The sequence below is a fragment of the uncultured Campylobacter sp. genome (genome assembly GCF_938017775.1).
Classification (GTDB): domain Bacteria; phylum Campylobacterota; class Campylobacteria; order Campylobacterales; family Campylobacteraceae; genus Campylobacter_B.
On sequence record NZ_CALIIU010000012.1, the window covers coordinates 31,540 to 55,668 of the forward strand.

The 24,129-nt window shown below is 47.4% G+C and carries 27 protein-coding genes; 25 read left to right on the forward strand and 2 right to left on the reverse strand.

Going from position 1 to position 24,129, the window contains the following annotated elements:
* Positions 1-80 precede the first annotated feature (80 nt).
* The 22 genes from Q0537_RS02105 (at position 81) to Q0537_RS02210 (ending at position 18,512) form a co-directional block, all read left to right on the forward strand.
* On the forward strand, positions 81-716 hold the full coding sequence (locus tag Q0537_RS02105; RefSeq protein WP_298050852.1) for a biotin--[acetyl-CoA-carboxylase] ligase: 636 nt from the start codon (positions 81-83) through the stop codon (positions 714-716).
* Positions 713-1,504 (forward strand): AAA family ATPase, encoded by a 792-nt coding sequence (locus Q0537_RS02110; RefSeq protein ID WP_177389424.1) that lies wholly within the window; start codon positions 713-715, stop codon positions 1,502-1,504. Before Q0537_RS02105 ends, Q0537_RS02110 begins: the two co-directional genes overlap by 4 nt.
* On the forward strand, positions 1,492-2,355 hold the full coding sequence (locus Q0537_RS02115) for a ParB/RepB/Spo0J family partition protein (protein WP_299224711.1): 864 nt from the start codon (positions 1,492-1,494) through the stop codon (positions 2,353-2,355). Before Q0537_RS02110 ends, Q0537_RS02115 begins: the two co-directional genes overlap by 13 nt.
* 74 nt (positions 2,356-2,429) lie before the next feature.
* Complete coding sequence (locus Q0537_RS02120; protein WP_298082138.1) at positions 2,430-2,852, forward strand: F0F1 ATP synthase subunit B'; 423 nt, start codon at positions 2,430-2,432, stop codon at positions 2,850-2,852.
* 10 nt (positions 2,853-2,862) lie between these two features.
* The gene (locus Q0537_RS02125; protein WP_297915141.1) at positions 2,863-3,378 is read left to right on the forward strand and encodes a F0F1 ATP synthase subunit B; all 516 of its coding nucleotides are present in this window, start codon (positions 2,863-2,865) and stop codon (positions 3,376-3,378) included.
* Positions 3,378-3,908: a F0F1 ATP synthase subunit delta gene (locus tag Q0537_RS02130; protein WP_299224714.1), complete on the forward strand. Its 531-nt coding sequence runs from the start codon at positions 3,378-3,380 to the stop codon at positions 3,906-3,908. Before Q0537_RS02125 ends, Q0537_RS02130 begins: the two co-directional genes overlap by 1 nt.
* A gap of 11 nt (positions 3,909-3,919) precedes the next feature.
* On the forward strand, positions 3,920-5,434 hold the full coding sequence (gene atpA, locus Q0537_RS02135) for a F0F1 ATP synthase subunit alpha (protein ID WP_299224716.1): 1,515 nt from the start codon (positions 3,920-3,922) through the stop codon (positions 5,432-5,434).
* 12 nt (positions 5,435-5,446) lie between these two features.
* Positions 5,447-6,355, forward strand: a complete 909-nt coding sequence (gene atpG / locus Q0537_RS02140) for an ATP synthase F1 subunit gamma (RefSeq protein ID WP_299224718.1) — start codon at positions 5,447-5,449, stop codon at positions 6,353-6,355.
* Between the two features lie 11 nt (positions 6,356-6,366).
* Complete coding sequence (gene atpD / locus Q0537_RS02145; RefSeq protein ID WP_295151010.1) at positions 6,367-7,764, forward strand: F0F1 ATP synthase subunit beta; 1,398 nt, start codon at positions 6,367-6,369, stop codon at positions 7,762-7,764.
* A 10-nt stretch (positions 7,765-7,774) separates the two neighbouring features.
* Positions 7,775-8,179 (forward strand): ATP synthase F1 subunit epsilon, encoded by a 405-nt coding sequence (atpC, locus tag Q0537_RS02150; RefSeq protein WP_291938303.1) that lies wholly within the window; start codon positions 7,775-7,777, stop codon positions 8,177-8,179.
* Positions 8,180-8,181: 2 nt separating this feature from the next.
* On the forward strand, positions 8,182-8,757 hold the full coding sequence (locus tag Q0537_RS02155) for a MotA/TolQ/ExbB proton channel family protein (protein ID WP_297894471.1): 576 nt from the start codon (positions 8,182-8,184) through the stop codon (positions 8,755-8,757).
* Positions 8,757-9,155 carry a biopolymer transporter ExbD gene (locus Q0537_RS02160; protein ID WP_297881203.1) on the forward strand — a complete coding sequence of 133 codons (399 nt, stop codon included), beginning with the start codon at positions 8,757-8,759 and terminating at the stop codon, positions 9,153-9,155. The genes Q0537_RS02155 and Q0537_RS02160 overlap by 1 nt, the downstream gene beginning before the upstream one ends.
* Positions 9,148-10,128, forward strand: a complete 981-nt coding sequence (locus tag Q0537_RS02165) for a TonB C-terminal domain-containing protein (protein WP_299224721.1) — start codon at positions 9,148-9,150, stop codon at positions 10,126-10,128. Before Q0537_RS02160 ends, Q0537_RS02165 begins: the two co-directional genes overlap by 8 nt.
* Before the next feature lie 18 nt (positions 10,129-10,146).
* Positions 10,147-10,542 (forward strand): hypothetical protein, encoded by a 396-nt coding sequence (locus tag Q0537_RS02170; RefSeq protein ID WP_299224723.1) that lies wholly within the window; start codon positions 10,147-10,149, stop codon positions 10,540-10,542.
* 15 nt (positions 10,543-10,557) lie between these two features.
* Entirely contained in the window at positions 10,558-11,805 is a 1,248-nt protein-coding gene (tolB, locus tag Q0537_RS02175; RefSeq protein ID WP_291938295.1) for a Tol-Pal system protein TolB, read from the forward strand.
* A gap of 55 nt (positions 11,806-11,860) precedes the next feature.
* Complete coding sequence (locus Q0537_RS02180; RefSeq protein WP_291938293.1) at positions 11,861-12,334, forward strand: OmpA family protein; 474 nt, start codon at positions 11,861-11,863, stop codon at positions 12,332-12,334.
* 1 nt (position 12,335) lies between these two features.
* Positions 12,336-13,154, forward strand: coding sequence for a tetratricopeptide repeat protein (locus Q0537_RS02185; protein ID WP_299224725.1), 819 nt, complete (start codon positions 12,336-12,338; stop codon positions 13,152-13,154).
* Positions 13,155-13,204: 50 nt separating this feature from the next.
* Positions 13,205-13,852: an FKBP-type peptidyl-prolyl cis-trans isomerase gene (locus Q0537_RS02190; RefSeq protein ID WP_299224727.1), complete on the forward strand. Its 648-nt coding sequence runs from the start codon at positions 13,205-13,207 to the stop codon at positions 13,850-13,852.
* A gap of 9 nt (positions 13,853-13,861) precedes the next feature.
* Entirely contained in the window at positions 13,862-14,806 is a 945-nt protein-coding gene (gene fabD / locus Q0537_RS02195; protein WP_299224729.1) for an ACP S-malonyltransferase, read from the forward strand.
* Positions 14,803-15,501 carry a 5'-methylthioadenosine/adenosylhomocysteine nucleosidase gene (locus Q0537_RS02200; RefSeq protein ID WP_299224731.1) on the forward strand — a complete coding sequence of 233 codons (699 nt, stop codon included), beginning with the start codon at positions 14,803-14,805 and terminating at the stop codon, positions 15,499-15,501. Before fabD ends, Q0537_RS02200 begins: the two co-directional genes overlap by 4 nt.
* Positions 15,498-16,247, forward strand: a complete 750-nt coding sequence (locus Q0537_RS02205; RefSeq protein ID WP_298956817.1) for an ATP-binding protein — start codon at positions 15,498-15,500, stop codon at positions 16,245-16,247. The genes Q0537_RS02200 and Q0537_RS02205 overlap by 4 nt, the downstream gene beginning before the upstream one ends.
* A 798-nt stretch (positions 16,248-17,045) precedes the next feature.
* Positions 17,046-18,512, forward strand: coding sequence for an aldehyde dehydrogenase family protein (locus Q0537_RS02210; protein WP_299224733.1), 1,467 nt, complete (start codon positions 17,046-17,048; stop codon positions 18,510-18,512).
* Positions 18,513-18,555: 43 nt separating this feature from the next.
* Here Q0537_RS02210 and Q0537_RS02215 read toward each other — a convergent pair whose 3' ends face one another.
* Positions 18,556-18,918: a hypothetical protein gene (locus tag Q0537_RS02215; protein ID WP_299224735.1), complete on the reverse strand. Its 363-nt coding sequence runs from the start codon at positions 18,916-18,918 to the stop codon at positions 18,556-18,558.
* 76 nt (positions 18,919-18,994) lie between these two features.
* Positions 18,995-19,348, reverse strand: coding sequence for a hypothetical protein (locus tag Q0537_RS02220; RefSeq protein ID WP_299224737.1), 354 nt, complete (start codon positions 19,346-19,348; stop codon positions 18,995-18,997).
* Positions 19,349-19,639: 291 nt separating this feature from the next.
* Here Q0537_RS02220 and Q0537_RS02225 point away from each other — a divergent pair, with 291 nt between their 5' ends.
* The 3 genes from Q0537_RS02225 to Q0537_RS02235 all read left to right on the forward strand — a co-directional run bounded on the left by Q0537_RS02225 (position 19,640) and on the right by Q0537_RS02235 (position 23,693).
* A complete protein-coding gene (locus tag Q0537_RS02225) occupies positions 19,640-21,277 on the forward strand; it encodes a hypothetical protein (protein ID WP_299224739.1) in 1,638 nt (545 codons plus the stop codon).
* Between the two features lie 655 nt (positions 21,278-21,932).
* Positions 21,933-23,111, forward strand: a complete 1,179-nt coding sequence (locus Q0537_RS02230; RefSeq protein WP_299224741.1) for a thiamine-phosphate kinase — start codon at positions 21,933-21,935, stop codon at positions 23,109-23,111.
* Between the two features lie 144 nt (positions 23,112-23,255).
* Entirely contained in the window at positions 23,256-23,693 is a 438-nt protein-coding gene (locus Q0537_RS02235) for a DUF417 family protein (protein ID WP_299224743.1), read from the forward strand.
* Positions 23,694-24,129: the final 436 nt, after the last annotated feature.

The following is a 24,129-nucleotide window of genomic DNA, read 5'->3' on the forward strand; positions in this document are numbered from 1 at the left end:
TCAAAATTCTATCGCAGCGCGGAATTTAAACGCTTGCAATATCGTAAGGCGAGCCCTTCGTCTTACGCAAGGAGCGGGTTTTGCAAGTAGAATTTGTAGAGCAAATGCCTTCCACGCAGGAGTTTTTGGTGAACGCCGTGCGCGAAGGCAGGATAGCGCCGCCTTTTGCGATCGCCGCAAATCGCCAAAGCGCCGGTATCGGCTCGCGCGGCAATGATTGGGAGGGCGCGAGCGGCAATCTCGCATTTTCGTTCTGTGTCGCGCAGAGCGATCTGCCTGCAGATGTGCCGCCTCAGTCGGCGAGCATATATTTTGCGATGATCATGCAGGAATTTCTCGCATCGCTCGGTTCGCAGCTTTGGCTTAAATGGCCCAACGATTTTTATGTGGATGAGCGCAAAATCGGTGGGACGATGACGAATAAGATCAAAAATACCCTTGTCTGCGGCATCGGCATAAACCTACTCGGCGCGCCCGAATATGCGGGAATTTTAGATATAAAAATCAGCGCAAAAGACGCTATAGAGGGCTTTTTTGCGCTATATGAAAATAAAATCTCGTGGAAGCAAATTTTTAGAAATTTTTCGTTACAATTCCAAAAATCGCAAAAATTTAGCGTTCATCTAGGCGGTGAAAAAATTTCGCTTGCGCAGGCTAAACTTTGCGAAGACGGATCGATCATAATAAACGAAGAAAGGGTTTATGCTTTAAGATGAGTGAAGTAATTACGATTGCCAATCAAAAAGGCGGCGTCGGAAAGACGACCACAGCGGTTAATCTCGCTGCGTCGCTAGCGATAAAGAAAAAGCGGGTCCTACTGATCGACGTAGATCCTCAGGCGAACGCTACGACCGGGCTTGGCTTTAACCGCAGCGACTTTGAATTTAACATTTATCACGTCCTAACGGGGCGTAAAAGCATGTCCGAAGTGATCCAAAAGACCGAACTTGAGTTTATGGATCTGGTGCCGTCAAACATCGGACTTGTAGGCATCGAGCGCGAAGTAAGCGAAGAGAAAGACTTCAAACTAATGCTAAAAAATAAAATTTCCGAGGTTAAGGACAGATACGATTTCATCATCATCGATTCGCCGCCGACGCTCGGTAGCATCACGGTAAATGCCTTGGTCGCAAGCGATAGCGTAATTATCCCGATTCAGTGCGAATTCTACGCGCTTGAAGGCGTCGCGTTGATCCTAAATACCGTAAAAGTCGTCAAGCAAACGCTCAATAAAAATTTAAAAATTCGCGGATTTTTGCCTACGATGTATAGTTTGCAAAACAATCTAGCCAAAGAAACGGTCGCGAATTTACGCGAGTATTTTGATGATAAGCTCTTTCGTATCGGCAAGAGTGATGATCTAGTCATCATCCCGCGCAATATTAAGCTAGCCGAAAGCCCAAGTTTTGGCAAGCCGGTGGTTTTATACGATATAAAATCTGCTGGCTCCATCGCTTATCAAGACCTCGCTAAATCCATAATGGAGCAAAAATGGGCAAGGTAAAAAGAGCACTCGGTCGCGGGCTCGGTGCGATTTTAGACGACGTAGAAAGCTCCTATAACAGGGAACTAGAAAGCGGAAATGCCGATAGCTTAGTTATCGAAATCGATGTCGATAAAGTCGAGCCAAATCCATATCAACCGCGGCAGAGCTTCGATGAGGAGGCACTTAGGCAGCTGAGCGAAAGCATCGCCCGCCACGGGCTTATTCAGCCTATCATCGTTATTCAAAAAGATGATTCTTACGTCCTTATCGCCGGCGAGCGACGTCTAAGAGCGACGAAGCTTTTGGGCGAGAGTAAAATCAAAGCCGTAGTCGCGGACATAAAATCTCAAAATTTAAGAGAGCTTGCCCTCATCGAAAATATCCAGCGCGAGGATCTAAATCCTATCGAGCTTGCTAAGTCCTATAAGGAGCTTATCGGCGAATACAGGATCACACAAGAGGAGTTAGCCGACATCATCAAAAAGTCCCGCACGCAGATTACCAACACGCTAAGACTTTTAAATTTATGCTCCGAGGTGCAAGACGCCATAAGCGCAGATAAAATTTCGCAAGGGCACGCCAAGATAATGGTTGGACTCGAAAAAGAGGATCAAATTTTAGCTCTAAATACGATTTTAGGACAGCGCCTAAGCGTAAGAGATACCGAAAATTTAGTAAAAAAGCTCAAAGATAAAACCGTTCCAAAAGAGAAAAAGCCTGGCGTGGAATTTCAAAGCTTCAAGCCTGAGCTTTTAAAGCTAAAGGCTAAGCTTGATCAATTTGGTAAAATAAGCATCAAAGAGCGTAAAATTTCGATCGAATTTAGCGAAATTTTACAAATTTCCGAGTTTTTAAAGAAAATCGGATGATTTTTTATAGTGTATTTTAATTTTTCATATTGTAAAATACGCATTTTGTTTAAAACTAACCTGGAGGAGGTGCGATGCTAGACGTAAGTTTGACCGCCATGATAACGACCATCGTCGTATTTTTAGCTTTGATTTACTTCTTAAATACCAAGCTTTATAGACCGCTACTTTTGCATATGGAAAAGCGAGAAGCTATTATTAAAGAAGATGAGGCAAATGCGATGAAAAACGCACAAGATGCAGATGCCGATAAAGCAGAGATCGTAAGGATCATGGATGCTGCGAAGTTGCAAGCTGTTAAAATAAAGCAAGAGGCGATGGATAGCGCGAAGCAGGCTGCCGCTAGAGAAATAGCCGAGAAAAAAGCCGCAATGGAGGAGGATTTTGATCAATTCTTAGGCGGTTTGGATGAGCAAAAACGCAATCTAAAAAATGATTTGCAAGCCAAAATTCCGGAATTTAAAAATGCTCTAAGCACTGCCGTGGCTAAAGTATGAGGATTTCAGTATGAAAAAATATCTATTTTTATTTATAATTCCGGCGTTTGTTTTAGCAAACGGCGGGCACGATGGAGTCAAGGACTACGACGTGCTGTGGCGAAGCATAAATTTCATTTTGTTTTTCGGAATTTTGTTTTATCTGTTAAAAGGTCCTGCAAAAGCAGCATATCAAGGTAGAATCAACGGCATCGCATCTAGACTTGAGGCTAATCAAAAAATTTTAAAAGAGTCTGCAGCTCGCAAGGAACAAGCTAAAAAAGATCTGCAAGATGCTAAGGTTCAAGGCGCAGCTTTAATCGAAACTGCTAAAAAAGAGATCGTGTTCGCCGCCGAAAAGATAAAAAATGCGACCGAACAAGAGATTGCGAATTTGCAAAAATCTTTCGACGAGCAGAAGAGCTTTGAGGCGCGCAAGATCAAAAAAGAGGTCGTAAGCGAGATACTGGATGACGTTTTTGCATCGGATGACATCAAATTCGGTCAAGACAAACTGGTTAAAATCGTAGAGAAAAAGGTCGGATGATGATAAATAACACCTCAAAAAGATATGTAAACGCCCTAATACTGAGCTATAAAAAAGATGAACTAGGCTCTGTTTTGCAGACGCTCGAGAGCGTCGCGAGTGCATTTAGAATTCCAAAATTCCAAGATATCGTAAAATCTCCGACGCTAAAAGAGGAATCCAAAGTGGAACTTATCGCGTCGTTTATAAAAAATCCAAGTGAAAAAATAGTAAATTTTATTAAACTTTTAGCTAAGAATAGGCGTATTGCGCTAATTCCACAGATAGTCGAGGAACTGCGCAAGAATATTGCGGCGCTGGATAATAAATACTTAGGTAAAATTTATTCCGCTACCGAAATAGACGCCGCGAAAATAAAAGAGCTAGAGGCTAAAATTTCAAAGAAATTTAATGCAGATATTACTCTACAACCTGTTAAAAGCGAGCTTGAGGGCATTAAGATCGAAGTCGAGGATCTTGGATTTGAGATTAGTTTTTCAGTTGATAAATTGAAACAAAAAATGAGCGAATATATTTTAAAAGCAATTTAAAGGAGTAAAGCGTGGGTGCGAAAATTAAGGCAGACGAAATCAGCAGCATAATCAAAGAGCGAATCGAAAATTTCGATCTTAGCGTTGATATCGAAGAAACCGGCAAGGTCGTTTCGGTCGCAGACGGTGTTGCTAATGTTTACGGCTTAAAAAACGTAATGGCTAACGAGATGGTCGAATTCGAAAACGGAGCTCGTGGTATCGCGTTAAATTTAGAGGAGAGCAGTGTCGGCATCGTTATTTTAGGCGATACTAGCGGTATTAACGAAGGTAGTAGCGTTAAAAGACTGGGTAAGCTTTTGCGCGTTCCGGTAGGTGATGCTCTAATAGGTCGCGTAGTAAATGCCCTAGGCGAGCCGATCGATGGCAAAGGCGCGATAGAGACCAGCGATACTAGATTTGTCGAAGAAAAGGCCAAAGGTATCATGGCTCGTAAATCCGTTCACGAGCCGCTTCAGACCGGCCTTAAGGCGATTGACGCGCTAGTGCCGATCGGTCGCGGACAGCGCGAGCTCATCATCGGCGACCGCCAAACAGGAAAAACCACTGTTGCTGTTGATACTATCATCAATCAAAAGGGCCAGGATGTCATCTGCATATATGTAGCAATCGGTCAGAAACAATCCACCGTCGCACAAGTCGTTAAAAAGCTTGAAGAATACGGCGCGATGGATTATACGATCGTAGTTGCAGCCGGTGCTAGCGAGGCAGCCGCGCTTCAGTATTTGGCTCCGTATTCGGGCTGCACCATGGGTGAGTATTTCAGAGATAACTCCCGCCACGCACTTATCATCTACGATGATTTGAGCAAGCATGCGGTTGCGTATCGCGAGATGTCACTTATTTTACGCCGTCCACCTGGACGTGAGGCGTATCCTGGCGATGTATTTTATTTACACTCCCGTTTGCTTGAGCGTGCTAGTAAGCTAAGCGACGCACTCGGCGCAGGCAGCCTAACGGCGCTTCCTATCATCGAGACGCAGGCAGGCGACGTTTCGGCATATATCCCTACAAACGTTATCTCTATCACTGACGGTCAAATTTTCCTAGAATCTGGTCTATTTAACTCAGGAATTCGCCCTGCGATCAACGTAGGTCTTTCGGTTAGCCGCGTCGGCGGTTCTGCGCAGATTAAAGCGATCAAAAAGGTCTCGGGAACCTTGCGCCTAGATCTCGCTCAATACCGTGAGCTTCAGGCGTTTGCGCAGTTTGCGAGCGATTTGGACGAGAGTAGCCGTAAGCAGCTGGATCGCGGACAAAGAATGGTCGAAATTTTAAAGCAACCTCCTTATTCGCCACTTCCGGTCGAAAATCAAGTGGTCATCATCTTTGCGGGAAGCCGCGGATTTTTAGACGACGTGCCTACGAGCTCGATCGGCAAATTCGAAGCTGAGCTCTATCCGTATATCGAGGCGAAATATCCTGAAATTTTCGAAGAGATCAGAAGTAAAAAGACCATCGAGAAGGATTTGGAAGATAATTTGATCAAAGCATTAAATGACTTTAAAGCGACCTTTGCCGCTTAAGAAGGCTAAATTATGGCAAATTTAAAGGATATAAAACTTCAAATCAAAAGCGTCAGAAATACGGAGAAGACTACCAAAGCTATGAAGCTGGTTTCCAATGTTAAGCTTAAAAACACCAAAGAAGCGGCGATGCGCTCGCGAGCTTATGCGGTGAAGATTAACGAGGTCTTGGGTGAAATTTCTGCGCGCGTTAAAAATTATGTAGGCAATAATTCGGGCAACGACGAAAAACTTAGAATTTTTGATACCACTCGAGAGGTAAAGGCGGTTGATTTGCTGTTTATCACCGCAGATAAAGGGCTTTGCGGCGGTTTTAATATCAACACCATCAAAAAGATCAAAGCTTTGATCGAGGAGCTTAAAGCTAAAAAGATCAAGGTTCGCCTTCGCGCCGTCGGCAAAAAAGGAATAGAATATTTCGATTTTCAGGGCATTGAGCTTTTGGAGCGATATATCGGCGTGAGCTCATCTCCATCGTCCGAGAAAGCTAACGAAATCGTCCAAGCCGCGGTTAAGGATTTTAACGAAGGCAAAACCGATGAAGTCATACTCGTCCACAATGGCTATTTGAATATGATTACTCAAGAGATGCGGGTAAATACGTTGGTGCCGATCGGTGAGCCTGCAATTAGTGAGGATGCTTTAAAAACATCTACATTGGAAGTAGAAGTTGAAAGCCCTGAGGATGAAGAAACATTGATGTTAAATTTAATCCAGAGCTATCTTAGCTACAGCATGTATTACGCACTTATTGACTCTTTGGCAGCGGAGCACTGCTCTAGAATGAACGCTATGGAGAATGCGACAAACAACGCCAAGGAGCGCGTATCGCAGTTAAATTTAGCATACAACAAAGCCAGACAAGGCTCTATCACGACTGAGCTTATTGAGATCATAAGTGGCGTCGAATCAATGAAATGAAAGGAAAACGGATGAAAGGAATAATTTCTCAGGTAATGGGTCCCGTGGTCGATGTCGATTTCAAGGACTACTTGCCGAAGATTAATGAAGCTATCGAGGTTAAATTTGATGTCGAGGGCGCTCATCGTAGGCTGATCCTAGAGGTAGCCGCGCACCTTGGAGACAATCGCGTCCGCACGATCGCTATGGATATGAGTGATGGACTTAGGCGAGGGCTTGAAGCTACGGCTCTTGGCGCGCCTATTACGGTGCCAGTGGGCGAGAAGGTTTTGGGTAGAATTTTTAATGTCACGGGCGATCTGATTGACGAGGGCGAGGATGAAAAATTTGAAACTCGTTGGTCCATTCACAGAGATCCGCCTAGCTTTGAAAATCAAAGCACGAAGAGTGAAATTTTTGAAACCGGCATCAAAGTGGTCGATCTGCTTGCTCCTTACGCAAAGGGTGGCAAGGTAGGACTATTCGGCGGTGCAGGCGTCGGTAAGACCGTTATTATTATGGAGCTAATCCACAACGTCGCTTTCAAACACAGCGGCTACTCCGTATTTGCGGGCGTCGGCGAGCGAACGAGAGAGGGGAACGACCTTTATAACGAGATGAAAGAATCGGGCGTTTTGGATAAAGTCGCCTTGACCTACGGACAGATGAACGAGCCGCCGGGGGCGAGGAACCGTATCGCGCTAACCGGTCTTACGATGGCCGAGTACTTCCGCGACGAGCTTGGGCTTGACGTTTTGATGTTTATCGATAATATCTTTCGTTTCTCGCAGTCGGGTTCGGAGATGTCCGCGCTTTTAGGACGAATTCCGTCCGCGGTCGGTTATCAGCCTACGCTTGCTAGCGAAATGGGTAAATTACAAGAGCGCATCACTTCGACCAAAAAGGGCTCTATCACCTCCGTTCAGGCCGTTTATGTGCCTGCGGACGACCTTACCGACCCGGCTCCTGCGACCGTTTTCGCGCACCTTGATGCGACGACCGTTTTAAACAGAGCGATCGCTGAGAAAGGAATTTATCCCGCCGTCGATCCACTTGATTCGACCTCAAGAATGCTTGATCCGCAAATCATCGGTGAGGAGCATTATAAGGTCGCTCGCGGCGTTCAAGCAGTACTTCAAAAATACAAAGATTTGCAAGACATTATCGCGATTTTGGGTATGGACGAGCTTAGCGAAGAAGATAAGCTCGTGGTCGAGCGTGCTAGAAAGATCGAGCGCTATCTATCTCAGCCGTTTTTCGTAGCCGAGGTATTTACCGGAAGTCCGGGTAAATATATCTCGCTAGAGGAAACTATTGCTGGCTTTAAGGGAATTTTAGAGGGCAAATACGACGATCTGCCGGAGAATGCCTTTTATATGGTGGGAAATATCGACGAGGTAGTAGCAAAAGCTGAAAAGATGAAAGCATAGGAATTTTAAGATGAAAGAATTTTTGCTTTTAGATATCGTTACGCCCGAAGGAATGGTTTTTTCGGGCGAAGTTAAATCCGTCCAACTCCCCGGCATTACTGGCGAAATGGGTATTTTGCCAGGGCATGCGAGTTTGCTGACGGGGCTTAAAGATAAAAGCGAAGGTGGCGTCGTAGAGATCGTGGATAAAGATGGCAAAAAGCAGCTTGTTTTGGTAAACGATGGATTTTTGGAAGTTACAGAAGAAAAAACTACTATCCTAGCCACTCAAGCCGTGGCTATCGGAGGCGATAGCGAAAGCGCCGTAGCGAAGTCTTTGCAGCGCGCCAAAGATATGCTTGCGTCTATTAGCTCGGATGCGGCAAATTCCGCAGCGATCATGGCTAGAGTCGACGAATTCGCAAGGCAAAGTTAAATATGCTAGATCTAATTTTAAGTTATTTTTCAAGAAGCACGTTTATTACGATATTCGTGCTTTCTTGGTTATCCATTTATTTTATCGTCACTTTTACGATTTTGATCTCCAGATTTGTAGGGCTTAGTGCGTGGCAACACCGCGAAGCAAAGGCGCTCGAATCCTTGCTGATGGGTGGTAGGATTTCGCTTTCGGGCTCTATTTTTCAAAAAGTAAATACCGATAAAATTTCAAAAGAAGCCTTGGAAATTTATAAAGGCAAGGCCGAGCGCGACTCCACTAGCGGACTTACTTGGCTATCTATCGTCGCCTCCACTTCGCCGTTTATCGGGCTATTTGGTACGGTCGTTAGTATACTTCACACATTTTCCAAGCTCGGTGGCGGAAATTCCGGCATCGATACTATCGCTCCTGCGATCAGTGAGGCGCTAGTTGCCACAGGATGTGGAATTTTTGTAGCGATCCCCGCATACACCTTTAGCTTACTTATAAAACGCAAAGCATACGAAGTTATGAGCATTATAAATCGTACAGCGGATATTTTGCTATTTAAAGCAAACACTGGAAAAGCTATTTAATGTATAATTTCGACGAAAATCCAGAGTTAAATATCACTCCGCTCGTCGATATTATGCTTGTTTTGCTAGCGATTTTAATGGTCGCGCAAACGGCGATTATCTACGATGAGAAGATCGAACTGCCTAGCGGCTCAAAAGCACAGGTTTCGGAAAATACCGCGGAATTCTTGCTTGTGCGTATCGGCGAAGATCGCAAGGTTTATATCGACAAAAGCTCGATGATCCTATCTGAATTCCCAGATAATCTCGTGCTGCTTAAAGGCACCGGCAAGTATAGCTTGGAAAAACCTGTCTATATCCAAGCCGATAAAAGACTCGTTTACGACGATGTAATGTTTGTTTTAAAGAGCCTAAAGCAGGCGGGTTTTACAAAAGTCGCACTTCAAACAAATGGCTAATTATTCAAATTTTACGGGGGTTAAATACGATAATTTTAAATCGTTTTTAATCGCCCTTTTTGCCTATCTGCTGGTGATTTTTGTTCTTTTATATCAAATTTCAAAGCCGCAGGAAAAATTTAAAAAATATACTGACAATCCCAACGATTATATGGATGTTACTTTTGATTTCGAAATAGATGATAAACTTCCGTCCGCGCCTGAAATCGCTAAAGAAACAAAGCAAGGCGAGTTTGACAATAAGAATGTGAAGGATGTGCCGGAGGATAAAATTAAGACTACGGCGCAAGTAGTTCCGCCGCCTCCGGTGCAGGCAAAGCCGAAAGAGCCCGAAAAGCCGAAAGAAGAGCCAAAACCGGAACCTAAAAAGGACGAGCCTAAAGCTGAGCCCAAAAAAGAGGAGCCCAAGCCTGAGCCTAAGTTGGAAGATAAACCTTCCGAAAAAGTAGTAGAGAAAAAAGAGGAAGCTAAGTCGGAGCCAAAAAAAGAGGAAAAACCGAGCTTGAGCGATCTTTTTTCGGATACGACTAAGGACAATAAGAAGCTTGAGGAGAGCGCTAAAGCTAACGACGCCGTTCAGAGTAACAAAAAGTCCGATAAAGAAACCTCCACCTCTAGTGCTAAGGATAAAGCGGCATCTAAAAATGCTGTCGTTAAATCCGATAAGCTTGGCGGCAGGACGCAAAGGACGGGCGAGTATAACGCTTATTATGGTGCTATCGGGAAAAGGCTTCAAGTTTTGTGGAGTAGATACGTCGCAACTACGAAAGATGATGCGAAAATTAGGATAATCCTTGGCGCGGACGGACGAGTCGTGGATTATAAAATTCTAGAAATGGGGCGTGAGACGGAATTTAACCAGAAGTTGCGAGATTTTTTGGATAATCTAACGACTCAAACTTTCCCGAGGTCTCCAGACGGAGCGTCGCACGATATTGAAACTACGATGTCCGACGTGATGAAGACAAATTAGAATTTTGTAAGGAAAAAAGTGAAGAGACTTTTTTGTATTTTTGCGTTTTGCTGTATGCTTTTTGCAGAAGATGTGGATTCTGCTAAAAATTCTACCTCTTCAAATTTAAACATCGAAATTCAAAATTCCTATAAAATTAAAATTTATTATAATGATGTTAAAAAGCAGCTGGGTTATTTGTGGTGGGCGCAAAAAATGACTCCTGCTGAAGGCAGCGTGCTACTCAACGTAAGCTTAAGTGCTGATGGGAAAGTTATTGATTATAGCACAGATTATTTGGAGGGGGATGAAATATTCCTCAAAAAACTTAAGAACTTTTTGATGAGGCTTTCGAAACAACGCTTTGTAAAAGCGCCAGACAACAAGCCTCGTAAATTTGCGATTTTTTTAAAATATAATGTTAAATCAAATTAAATTTAAGGAGAAAAGATGAAAAAACTACTTTTGATTCTTGCATTTTGTAGTAGCATTTTCGCGGCAGATGCGACTATGTCTATCGTAAACGAAGGGGTAAATTTACCAAAAATCGTCGTTCAGGATGCATCGAATCTTGCAAATTCAGAATTTGGCAACAAATTCTTTAAACTTATGGTGGGTGATCTAAAGGTCGGCGCGACTTTTGAAGTCAGCGACGAGTATCTACAAAGCAGCTATGATGCGGGCGCTTCCGACAATCTAGGCTCTAGCGGTGCCGCTCTGATCGTGCGCTACGCGGTAAGTGATAAAAGCTCGCCGATGAGTCTAAAAGCCAAAGTGCTTGAGGCAAACAGCGGCAGGGTGATGTACGAGAAGAGCTTTACGCTTTCAAATGCCGAAAAGTATCCGTTTTTAGCACATATGGCGGTATCTGAGATCGTCAAGCAGTTAGGCTATTCAAACGTCGATTGGATGAAGGAGATGATTTTGCTCTCTCGCTACACTTCGACGCGCGAGAGCGAGATCATGGTGGCTGATTATACGCTTACCTATCAGCAGGTGGTGCTTCGTGGCGGATTAAATATCTTCCCTAAATGGGCAAGCGCGGCACAGAACGAATTTTATTATACCTACTATGTCAATAAAAATACGCCCGCTATCTATAAATTTAATCTATCCAATGGTAGCAAGAGCAAAATTTTTACCGGTCACGGCATGACGATAGCTTCGGATGTAAGTGCCGACGGCAGAAAGCTTCTAATCACCAATGCGCCTAAAGATCAACCCGATATTTATTTATATGATATAGCCTCGGGCAGCGCTAAGCAAATTACCGATTACGCTGGCATTGATGTAAATGGAAATTTTATCGACGGCGATTCGCGCGTGGCTTTTGTGAGCGATCGTCTGGGCTATCCGAACGTATTTGCCACTAGCATAAACGGCGGCAACGTTCAGCAGCTCGTCTATCACGGCAAAAATAATAACTCCATCAGCACAAATGGCAATTATGTTACTTACTCTAGTCGCGACGGCGGGGGCGGATTTAATATATATTTAATCTCTACTCAAACCGATATGATTCGCCAGTTAACGGCTAGTGGCAAAAATATGTTTCCTAGATTTTCTAGCGATGGCGGCAGCATTATGTTTATCAAGCAAGACGGCGGCGGAAGCTCGGTAGGTATTATCAGAGTTAACGAGAATAAAAGTTTCCAATTTCCGTTAAGAGTGGGTAAAATTCAATCGGTTGATTGGTAAAATATTAAAAAATCTCGTGATATAATGACTACAATTTTTTTTGAAAGGATAGAAAATGAAACATTTAGTTTTATCTTCGATAGCAGTTGCTGCTCTATTATTGAGCGGTTGTTCTAAAAAGACCCCAGAGGCCGATACTACAAGCACAAGTAATGCAGATAGACTAGCTGCTTTGGCATCTCAGATCCAAAGTGAAGTTGGTACTGTTTATTTCGACTTTGATAAATTTAATATTAGAGCCGATCAACAAGGCACAATCAATAATAACGCAGCTTTATTCAACCAAGCAGGCGCAGAGTCTCTAACCGTCAAAGTTGAGGGTAACTGCGATGAGTGGGGTTCTGATGAGTACAACTATGCCCTTGGTCTAAAGAGAGCTACTGCAGCTAAAGACGCATTGGTTGCTCAAGGCGTAAATGAGAGCAGAATTTCCGTAGTAAGCTACGGTGAGAGCAATATGGCTTGCACAGAGCATTCTAAAGAGTGCGACGCTCAAAACAGACGCGACGAATTCAAAGTTGGATTCTAATTTGAAATTTAAAAATTTCACGGTGGCGGCTCTTTTGGGAGCTGCCACTTTTTTAAATGCAGAAACTTCCGCATTTGATGCTGGCAATATTGATTCAGGCAGCTCTTATGGACTAACCGAAAACGAACAAGTATTACGCGATAACCGCAAGCGTATAAGCGAGATGCAAACTAGTGTAGATAATACACGCGAGAGCGTAGAAGGCTTGCGAAGCGTCCTTGAAGGAACAAATTCTAAAATTTCGAACCTGGAAAACAGGGTAGCAGATCTAGAAATTCGTACTACGGGCAAAAGCCAAGGCAACAGCGAGCTAGATCAGATGAAGCGAGATATCGCAACTATAAAAGCCCAAATCGCTGAAATTAATAAAAAATTAGGTAGCGGCAGTAGCGTAAAAAAAAACGCTGAATTAGACGCAGGAACTGCTTCAATCCCTGCTAGTACAAAATCAGACTCCGATTTTAAATCAAAAGATCAGGCTTCGGTGTTGAAAGAGGCTGACGCTTTATATGTCAAAAAAGACTATTCCGGCGCAAAAGAGCGCTACAATTATTTAGTATCTAAAAATTACAAGCCCGCTAAGGCAAATTACATGCTGGGCGAAATTTCATATTTCTCCGGCTCATACGCAGAAGCGATAAACTATTATAAAAAGAGCATCTCGCACAACGAGAGCCAAGACTACACTCCAAAGCTCCTCTATCACACCGCAATCAGCTTCGATAAGATCGGCGATAAAGACAGCGCAGATAAATTCTACAAAGCGCTAAAAGCTTCATACCCGGATTCCAAAGAAGCTAAAGCTGCGCCCACTAGATAACCTAAATTTAAATACAAACTCAAAAATAAAATTCTAAACAGGAGAAAACTATGGCTAACAACCGAGTTATAAAGATGCATTATGAGCTAAAAGACGGCAAAACCGGTGAAATTTTAGAATCAAATTTAAACTCCGACCCGATTGCCTTTCTTAGCGGCAAAGATCAAATCATCCAAAAACTGGAAGATGAAATTTTAAATCTACAAGCAGGCGAGAGCAAAACGGTTCGCATAAGCCCGAGCGACGGGGTCGGCGAGTATAAGCAGGACGCCGTGCAGATCCTACCTAAAGAGCAGTTTGCGGGTATAGATCTGGTCGTGGGTATGGAGCTTTTCGGACAGGCGGAGGACGGCGCGACTACCCGCGTGAGCGTCAAAGCTATCGGCGAGCAGGACGTTACTATTGACTTTAACCACCCGTTTGCGGGCAAGGAGCTGGAATTTAATATAAAGATCGTCGAGAACCGCGAAGCGACGGCGGACGAAATTCTTACCGGCCAGCCTGAGGGTACTCACAGCTGCGGCTGCGGACATAATCATCACGAGGGGCACGAGTGCTGCGGCGGACACGGACACGATCACGCAGAGGATCACGAGTGTTGCGGAGGCCATGGGCATGCAGACGGTCATGAATGCTGCGGAGGTCACGATCACGGGAAAGATCACGAGTGCTGCGGCGGGCACCATCACGAGCATTAGGACTTTTTTATGAAATTTGCTTTTATCTTTCCCGGACAGGGTTGCCAAAGCGTAGGCATGGGCAGGGAGTTTTACGAGGGCTCCGCCTCTGCGCGCGCACTTTTGGATGAGGCTTCAGACTTTACGGGTATCGATTTTAAAAATTTGCTGTTTGAACCCAACGACAAGCTCGACATTTCGGAATTTACGCAGCCTGCGATTGCATTAAATTCCATGATGGCGCTTGCGGCGCTGCAAGAAAAGCTGGATCAAGAAAAGCTTAACATCGCTCCGCAGTTTTTGCTCGGACACTCTCTGGGCGAGTTTAGCGCGTTAAGCGCTGCGGGAGGCATAGAGCCGAAGCAGATGCTAAAGCTAGTAAATATTCGCGGCAGGCTAATGCAGAGCGCCTGCGAGGGCAAAGGCGCCGGAATGATGGTGATCTTAGCTCTTGCCGACGAGGCGGTTGAAAAAATTTGCGCGGATGCAACGAGCGCAGGTAAGCAGGTATGGGCGGCGAATTATAACTGCGACGGGCAGATCGTAGTTGCGGGCAAAAAAGATGATCTCGCGGCACTCGAGGGCGAGTTTAAAGCCGCAGGCGCAAAGCGCGCAATGCTACTAAATATGAGCGTCGCAAGCCATTGTCCGATGCTAGGGAGTGCTAGCGACGAGCTTTTGGAATTTTTGCGCCCCGCGCTAAAAGAGAGCTTCGCTCCTGTCGTCGCTAACGCCACCGCGCGCGCATACAGGGCGAAATCCGAAGCGCTAGAGCTGCTGAAAGCCCAGCTTATCAGTCCCGTGCTTTACAAGCAAAGCATCAAAAATTATGAGAGTGAGACGGACTGCTTCGTCGAGTTCGGCGCGGCGGTTTTAAAAGGGATAAACAAAAAGATCACGCAAAAGCCGACCTTTAGCATCACGGATCTTGCGAGCCTAGACGAGTTTCTGAAATTTGCAAAGGAGAATAGATGAAAGTTGCGATCTTAGGCGCGATGCCCGAAGAGATCGAGCCGCTGCTGTCCGCGCTGCGCGAGCGGGGTGTGAGCGTGGAAGCTGTGGAGCACGCGAATAATAAATTCTACGCCGCTAAGCTTAACGGCCACGATCTAGTGATCGCGTATTCGAAGATCGGCAAGGTAAATTCCGCCCTGACCGCTACGGTTATGATCGAGAAATTCGGCGCGCGCGCGCTCATTTTTACGGGCGTCGCGGGGGCTTTGAAGCACGGCATCAAGATCGGCGAAATTTTATACGCTACCGCGCTCGTGCAGCACGATCTGGACATCACGGCATTTGGGCATCCGCACGGATTCGTACCCGGAAGTAAAATTTCAGTCCAAACCGACGCGAAGCTAAATTCTATCGCGCAAAGCGTCGCCGAGCAGCTAGGCATCACGCTAAAATCGGGCATCATCGCTAGCGGCGATCAGTTCGTAAGCGATGAGGAGCGCAAGAGCTGGATCGAGCGGACGTTTGACGCGAGCGCGGTCGAGATGGAGGGAGCGAGCGTGGCGCAGGTGTGCGACGCGCTGGGCGTGCCGTTTTGCGTACTGCGCGCGATAAGCGACGAGGCGGGACACAAAGCCGAGTTTGACTTTGACGAGTTTATGGTAAAAAGCGCGCAAACGAGCGCAAATTTCGTCCTAAAAATGATCGAAAGGTTATGATAAACCTCTCCAAAAAATTACTTCGCCGCGTCGGACAAACCAACGCCAAATACAAGATGTTCGAGCGCGGCGATAAAATTTTACTAGCTCTTAGCGGCGGCAAAGACAGTATGAGTTTGGCGCACGTGCTGAAGCACTTCCAAAGCGTAAGCCCGCTAGATTGGGAGTTTCGAGCCGTCACCGTTACTTACGGTATCGGCGAGGATCTGCGCGAGATAAGCGCCCATTTTAAAGAGCACGAGATTCCCTACGAGATAATCGATACTAAAATTTTTGAATTCGGCAAGGAAAAGATCCGCGCAAACACCACGTTTTGCAGCTTTTGCTCGCGTATGAGGCGCGGATATATCTACTCCTACGCGCTCGAACACGGCTTCAATAAGATCGCCATCGCCCACCACCTCGACGACGCTGCGGAGAGCTTTTTTATGAATTTCACCTTCAACGGCGCGCTTCGAACTCTCGCTCCGCGCTATGTCGCCGAAAACGGGCTCGTGATCATCCGTCCGTTCATTCTAGCGCGCGAGCGCCAAATCGCTGCCTGTGCTAGAGATAACGAGCTTCCGATCATGCGCGAGGAGGAGGTTTGCCCCGCGAAACAATACGGTGGCAAGGAACCCACCGCGCGCGCCGCTACGAAGGAGCTTTTGGCACAGTATGAAAAGGCCCATCCGAGGTTTTTTATCAGCCTGCAAGCCGCCTTCGCCAACATCCACGAAGATACCTTTTTCGAGCCTAAATTTTAAAATTTTAAGCGGTTTGATCCCTCGGCTAGAAAAGTCCGAGTGTGGCTTTCGCGGGCTCGGAGACTTCGTGCGCCTAGTTCGATTTTTTGGCTTGAATAAGCCGATACTCGCAGAGTAGTTGTCCCCCGCCCCGTGCTCGAACGGGTCGCGAGCCGCAGCGCGAGCGGTTGGCTTACTGCGTTTAAATTGCAGTGCGGGCGATTGCACTCCTGCGTCCGAAGCTGTGCACACCAGCTCGGGCTGCACGCTAGAGCGGTTACGCTCGCTGCGCCCGAGGGCTGCGAGTAGGGCGGGTTGCGCCGCCTGTATATGCTTTTACGAAACGCCTGAGATTAATTGTAATGCCGTTTTTCGGCGCTATACTTTTGCCCTACTCGAGTGCCGCTCAAGCGAGCTTTAAGAGCGAGCGTTAAGGGGCTTGTAAAGCTTGCGCGAGAGATAATTTTAGAAATTTCATCTCAAAAAAAATGCTTTAGAAATTTTACCTCGCAAAATTTTAAAATTTAGCAAAGCCGAATTCTGAAATTTTATCGTAGCCAAATTTCCGCTCTCGTTTCATAAACGTTATCTTTTGAAATTTCGCCGCTCGCGAGGGCTTAAATTTTGCGCCGCTTTAAAGCTGCTTAAAACCCTCCGCTGTCACGCACGCAGATCAAATTTTAAAATTTCGCGCATGCCGCGGTACTTCTCAAATTTACACACTACAAAATTTTAACCGATTTTCGCTCCGAAATTTATGCCGCATTAACCGCCGCGGATATATAATAGCGAATGTCATATTTCACGTAAGGAGTAAGCATGGCTACAATCCAACCAAGCTATAAGCTTTTCATCGACGGCGAGTTTGTGGGTGCCGAAGGCGGCGCGAGCCTAGACGTTTTTAATCCCGCTACCGGCGAAAAAATTTCAAAGATCGCAGATGCTAGCAAGGCGGACGTCGATAAAGCGGTCGCCGCAGCTCGCAAGGCGTTTGCGAGCTTCCGCCGCACCAGCGTTTATGAGCGCAGCGCGCTGCTAAATAAGATCGCCGACGTCCTGGAGCAAAACGCCGAGTTCATCGCCACCGTAGAGACTATCGACAACGGCAAGCCGATCCGCGAGACGCGCGCGGTCGACGTAGCGTGGTCGATCGAGCATTTCCGCTATTTTGCGGGCGTAATTTTGGGCGAAGAGGGCAGCGCCAATATGCTAAAAGAGCGCTATCTATCCGTCGTTTTGCGCGAGCCGATCGGCGTAGTAGGACAGATCGTGCCGTGGAATTTCCCGTTTTTGATGGGCGCGTGGAAGCTCGCTCCGTTACTTGCCGCGGGCGATACGTGCGTATTTAAGCCAAGCTCCGAAACCAGCCTTAGCATTTTGGAGTTCATCCGCCTGATCGCGCCGCTACTTCCAAAGGGCGTCATCAACGTCGTAACCGGCAAGGGAAGCAAGGCAGGCGAGTTCGTCCGCACTCACAAAGGGCTTGATAAGCTCGCATTTACGGGCTCGACCGAGGTCGGCAGAGGCATCGCGTTAGCCGCGGCGCAAAAGATCATCCCCGCTACGCTTGAGCTTGGCGGCAAGAGCGCAAATATCATCTTTGACGATTGTGACTTCGACGTTGCGATCGACGGCGTGCAGCTGGGAATTCTTTTCAACCAAGGCCAGGTCTGCTGCGCGGGAAGTAGGATATTCGTGCAGGAGGGCATTTATGATAAATTCGTACCGGCGCTCGTGGAGAAATTTAAGCGCATCAAGGTGGGCGATCCGCTCGATCCGAACACCCAGATGGGATGCCAGATCAACAAAAAGCAAGCCGATAAAATTTTAGAGTACGTAAAAATCGGCGTAGAGGAGGGCGCTAAGATCGCCGTGGGCGGCAAGCGACATAGCGCGGGAGAGGCTTTCGTCGAGCCTACGCTACTCGTGGACGTGCGCAACGACATGCGCGTGGCGCAGGAGGAGATCTTCGGCCCTGTGGGCGTCGTGATTAAATTTAAAGATCAAGACGAGCTCGTCCGCATGGCAAACGACAGCCTCTACGGACTAGGCGGCGCGGTATTTACGCGCGACATCGCAAAGGCACTCACGGTCGCACGCCTGCTTGAGACGGGTCGCGTGTGGGTCAATACCTACAATCAGATCCACGCCGGCGCGCCGTTTGGCGGCTACAAAGAATCGGGCATCGGTCGCGAGACGCACAAGATGATCCTGGATCACTACACCCAGACCAAAAACATCTACATCGACACGATCTCCAAACCGAGCGGCTTTTACGAGCAGTAAGGGCTTAGCGCGGTATTTCGGGCGGTTTGCGCCGCCCGAAATTTTATTCTGCTTGACTCGATTGAGTATTTAATTTTAAGATTAATATAGGCTCATCATTTGGCAGTAAATTTTTATTTGCCAACCTTATGCCTTTATAAACATTTATCGTGATTTTAACATTTGGTATGTCGGTAACTTTTGAAAAATTATTTAAGAGCAACTTTATATCATCATCTCTAGCGCCATAAATGTTTACTATGCTCTCATATCTATCGGTAATTTTTCCACAAGACCAAGAACCGCCTAGATGATTTAAATCTCTTATTCCTTCAAATATTATTTCTTCTGCTTTGTCGTTATACTGATTCCGACATTCCCTACCGTCGCAGCCGAATAGAACAATCGCAAAAAAATATTGCAACAAGAAATTTCATGGCGAAATTAAAAAATCCGCCTGTTTTTATAGTTTGATAACTACGGTCGCAACACATTTTCGCTCCTCAGATAAAATCCCTGTATTCGATATTTTTGTTACTCATTAAAATTTTTAATTTTTCAAAATCTTCTTTTGTTATATAATCCATCGGTATAACTATCGAGCAAATATTTAGTACCAAATTTTTAAAGTTAAATTTGAGTTTAATAAAAAATTTATTGTGCCCTAAAAAATATGTAAATATCCAAAAATACTTGATTTCATCAAATGGAATATCTCTTTGCCAGAAAAAATATTTCACGACTATGCGATCATCGTAGCACGCAATAAATTTAAAGTAATTCGGGATAATCTCCGCGTAAAAAAGCCCGATTAGCATCACCCAGCCTACGATAGGCGCATAAGGCTTGTCAAGCATTATAAAATAACGGCTATGCAAAATTGCAAAATTTTAACTACCGCATAAAAAGGCCCGTAAAAACGCCTCGCCCTTTTTATGATTAGCAGCGGCTCATCCGGTTTGGTATCGTTCATTTTATCTCTTGCTTGAATGTCACATTACGGCTTTAAATTTAGCGCTAAATTCTATCTTTGCTACGCTTACGCAGCGTTTAAATTTAATCTTGCCAGCGGTTACGGCTAAATTTTAAATTTTCAAACTTGCCGTTTAAAAGAGCCGTCATCTGTGCGAGTGAGCGTAGGCGGGTGTATGCAAGAGATAGCCTCAGGCGCTGTTTTATCGCAAGCCTCGTCCGCATCAAGTCATACCGAGCCGCGCCAAAGTCTCAAAACTCATGCGATTGCCGATTTTGTTATCGAGCCGCACCGAAGCCCGCACCAAAACTCGCGCGGCTCACGAACGTCGCTCGGTAGAATTTTAAAATTTCATTCGGGCTCGACGTCGTTCTACGCAGACGCAAGCTCCGCCGCGGAATTTAAACTTTGTTTTGCTATAATCGGACTAAAATTTCGGAGGCCATCTATGAAAATTTTACCTTACGTCGCGCTCGGCTTGTTTTTCGTCGCTTGCACGCAGGTCCCGCCGCCCGCCGAAAACACCCATGCCGCAAACGGTGCCTCCGCTGGGGACGTCGCAAATTATACCGATACAGGTAATGCCGTCAAAAATCCCGCCCCGTCAGAGGTTTCCATGCCAAAAAACATAGCCTCCGCGAATGCTGCCGTTAAAAATTCCACCGCGTCTTCTATGCGCGAAATTTGGGGATTGCTAGAAAATGCCGATCGGGCGCTGCTTGCTAAAGAGATCTCTCGCGCCGAAGAGCTCGCCGCACGGGCGCAGGAGCTTAGCGAGCTAAAGCGCATCGAAGTAGGGCGGATTTTTAGCAGATTTGTCCGCGCGCGCATCGCCCTGCAGCGCGGCGATACCGACGCCGCGATCTCGCTAGCGACGGACGCGAGCTCCATGCAAAGCGGGGTGGCGGAGATATATGCCGATGCCGTAAATTACGAGAGCGCTTATACATTCGGGCGCATCTACGAGGCTCGCGGCGATCGTAAGGGCGCTGTGCGCGAGTATGGGCGGGCGCTGTTTGTTTGGACTATGTTTTTACAGAGCGATCCCGTGCGTGCGGAGGAGATTTTCGCCCGACTGCAAACGCTCACACCCGATCCCTACGAGGCCGAAGGCAGAGCTAGCGGCGCGTGCGAGTATCTGCGCGCTAAGGCTGGCTCCGCTTTGAATGAGCCGGCGCCCGAGCCCAAGCGTCGTGCACTGCGAGATTTGGCCGAATGGGAGGCGCACTGCTTGCATCTGCGCCCGTTTATAGAGGACGGATCGGACGAGCGCGCGCGTAGGGCTTCGCTCGCGCGGGATTACGCGCAGCTACATGCGGGGCTGGGCGAGTGTGCCGCCGCGCTAGAGCATCTGCTTGCCGCAGCGGAGCTTTCGGATGCGACGGAGCCCGATACGGGCGGGCTTTATCTACAGATCGCGCGACAATTTTTGGCTATTTACAAAGAGGCGGGCGCGAGTAAAATTTCTGCGAGCTATGCGCAGAAAAATCTAGCCGCGGCGCAGGATTACGCGAACAGATCGGTAAAGCTCTACGAGGGCATGCGCGGCACCGCCTACGAGCACTCGGGCTACGACGGACACGAAATTTTAGGCGAGATCGCGATGATACGCGGCGATCCGTCTGCGGCGCTGAGACATTTCGCGGCGATGAGAGACGATGCGGCGGCGCTTTTGGCATATCAGCAGCTACCGGCTTACAAAGAGGCCCTAGTCCACGCGCTAGAGCTACTAGCGCAGTGCTACGATGCGCTAAAAGACCGCAAGAGCAAGGCGGCGGTTGTGCGCGAGCTTGCGAAGCTAAAGAAGGGCTAGCGGATTACCGGGCGGCGGCATTTCGTGAAATTTTACCGCTGCGCTGCGATGAATTCGGCTTGGGGCGTTGCGCGGTTTGTGCGCTTGGGGCGCGGCAAAATTTCATGCCGTTTGCGGGCGGTGCAGGCTTGCGGCGGATTTAGACGGTACGGCAGAGCTCGCGCTTTTGAAACCCGATTTTGAAAGCGAAATTTATACCCGCGCCGTAGATTTGAAGTAGTATCCGTGCCTGCGCGGCGATTTGTCTTTGCATCGCATTGTCTTTGTATCGCGGCCACTAAAAGCCGCAATTTCGCCGGCATATGAAGCTTTGCGGGTGCTTTGAGTGCGCTATGAACGCGGTTCGGTGTCGCGTCGCGAGCTAGAAGTTTTTAGGGGTCGTCTATGCGGCGGGCGCCGTTTTATCGCAGACCTCGTCCGTATCAAGCCACGTTAAAGCCCCAAAGCTCACGCGATTTTTAATTTTGCTATCGAGCCGCACCGAACCGCAGCTAAACTCGCGCGGCGAAAATCTAAAATTACGCTATAATCTTGCAAAGCGGAGCGTAGAACTCCTGCTGCGCGTGCGCGACGAAATTTAAAACAAAGGCCTGCAAATTCGGGCCTCTTAGCTTTCGCGCGGCTGCGGCGTAACGCTAAATTTAACGGAGGGCGCATGGATAAGGAGCGGTATATTTTTGAGAAATTTAGATCGAAGCTTAACGGCGATGATTGCGCCGTGATCGGCGAGCGGGCGTATTGCAAGGACCTTTTCGTCGAGGGCGTGCACTTTCGCCGCGGCTGGCTGAGCCTGCGCGAGATCGGCGCAAAGGCGATGCTCGTAAACATCTCGGACATGATCGCGACGAACGCGCGCGCCAAATACGCACTGCTGGGGCTTGCGATGCCGCGCGAGATCGGCACGCGCGAGATCGACGAGCTATGTGCGGGCGTGAGTGAAACGGCGCGCGAGTGGGGCATACGGATCATCGGCGGTGACACGATCGGCTCGGATCGCATCGCGCTTAGCGTGAGCCTGATCGGCAAATGCAAGCACCCCGTGTTTCGCAGCGGCGCGCGCGTGGGCGAGCTCATCGCGCATACGGGCGAGCTAGGCAGCGTCGGGCGCGATATGGCGGTGCTTTTAAGAGATGAAATTTCGCCCGCTAGCTCGCAGACGCAAAACCGAAACGATAAAATTTCGTCGGTGCAAAGCTCAATCACCGCGCCGCAGGGTCTGAATGCCGAGGCTTCGGCGACACAAAATCCTGGCGATGAGGTGCGAAGCTCGGACGATAAAATTTTACCTGCGCATGCTAAGTTACAGAGCATGGACGCCGAAATTTCGGCGCAAAATTCCGTGTCGCATAGCGGAGACTATCGCAAGAGCCCTACGGCGCAAAGCTCCGCATGCGAAAATTCTATGTCGCAAAGCTTTGCAGGCGAAAATCCTGTGCCAGGTAGTGGCTCATATCGCTTGCGCGAGGATCTGCGCGCAAAAATTTCAAAAAATTCGCGCTTCGTTAGGCCCGTTTTGCGCGGTAAGTTTTTTTACAAGGCGGCGAAGTTCATCAGCGCGGCGATGGACATTAGCGATGGGCTTGCGCAGGACTTGCCCCGCCTGCTGGAGGCTAGCGGCGTGGGTGCGCGCTGGATCGCCTGCCCTAGCGAGACTGCGTTGCAAAGCGGCGAGGAGTACGAGATTTTGTTCAGCTTCGCGCCGAAGTTTTTGCCTAAAATCTATGCGATTGCCGCTAAAACGGGCGTTTCGATCAATATCATCGCCGAGGTTTGCCCGCGCACGCCGCAAAGTTCGATGGAATTTCGCGGCAGCTCGCACCACTTCGCTCCTTGAAATTTGCCGCGACCGCTTTAAATTTTAAGGCGCGTAGCATGGAATTTGAAATTTCGCAGAGCCGAAGATTTGAAATTTCGCCCCTTCACGTAGCCTACACGCAAGCTCGCTATCATACCGCTACGCAACTTACAAAGGAGCCGTATGAGGGAGATCGTAAAAAAATTTGTCGCAGGCGACGCGGATATTATATTTGCCAGACTTTCCGTTATCATCGTGCTTGCCGTGATGGGCAACTACAAGTGGTTTGAGTTCGAGGTGGAGGCTTTAAAGCCGCTCTTTTCGCAGACGTGGCTTTCGTTTTTGCCCTCAGCGCTCGGGGACGCCGGCGCGAGCTATTTTTTGGGCGTGGTGGAGACCGTGGGCTATCTCTCGCTCATCGCGGGCTTTTTCAAGCCGAAGGCGGGTATCGTGGGCGATCTCATCGTAATCGTCATGGCGTTTACTACGCTCAGCCTACTGCCGCAGCTGGGCAAGATCGACGGCTTTATCTTCAAAGACCTTTTCTTGCTAGGCCTTGGCTTGGTGCTGCTAAAATACGACCTAGCGCGCCTTTGCCGCGGAGAAAAAAGCTGCGATTGAGCCGTCAAAACATACTGGCGTCGGTTTCGACGCAACACTAAATGATCGCGCACGGCGAGCTTGAGGCGTTTTGATTTGAAGCTTTTTTCAAACTCTTAGATCGAGAGCCCGTCTTGCTAGCATTTATGCGTTTTGCGCTTTGCGCTTGAGCTCGTTCGCTCGCATAGTACCCTTTAAAATACGGCCGCGCGCTAAAATTTTATGACGCGCGGTTGAAATTTATCGAGCTGCGGTAATTAAATTTTACTGACGCACAAACTCAAAATTATAAAATTTAAATCGATCCATCAGATTGTGCCACAAATTGAGTCGCGTTAAATTTGGCGGCGAAAGCTTAATCCTAAGCTCAAAGCATTAGATTTAGATCCGGCCAAATTCGCATTTGATTAAGCGAAACGAAAAGTGCAAAGTTATATCATTTCTTAAAATTCTGCAA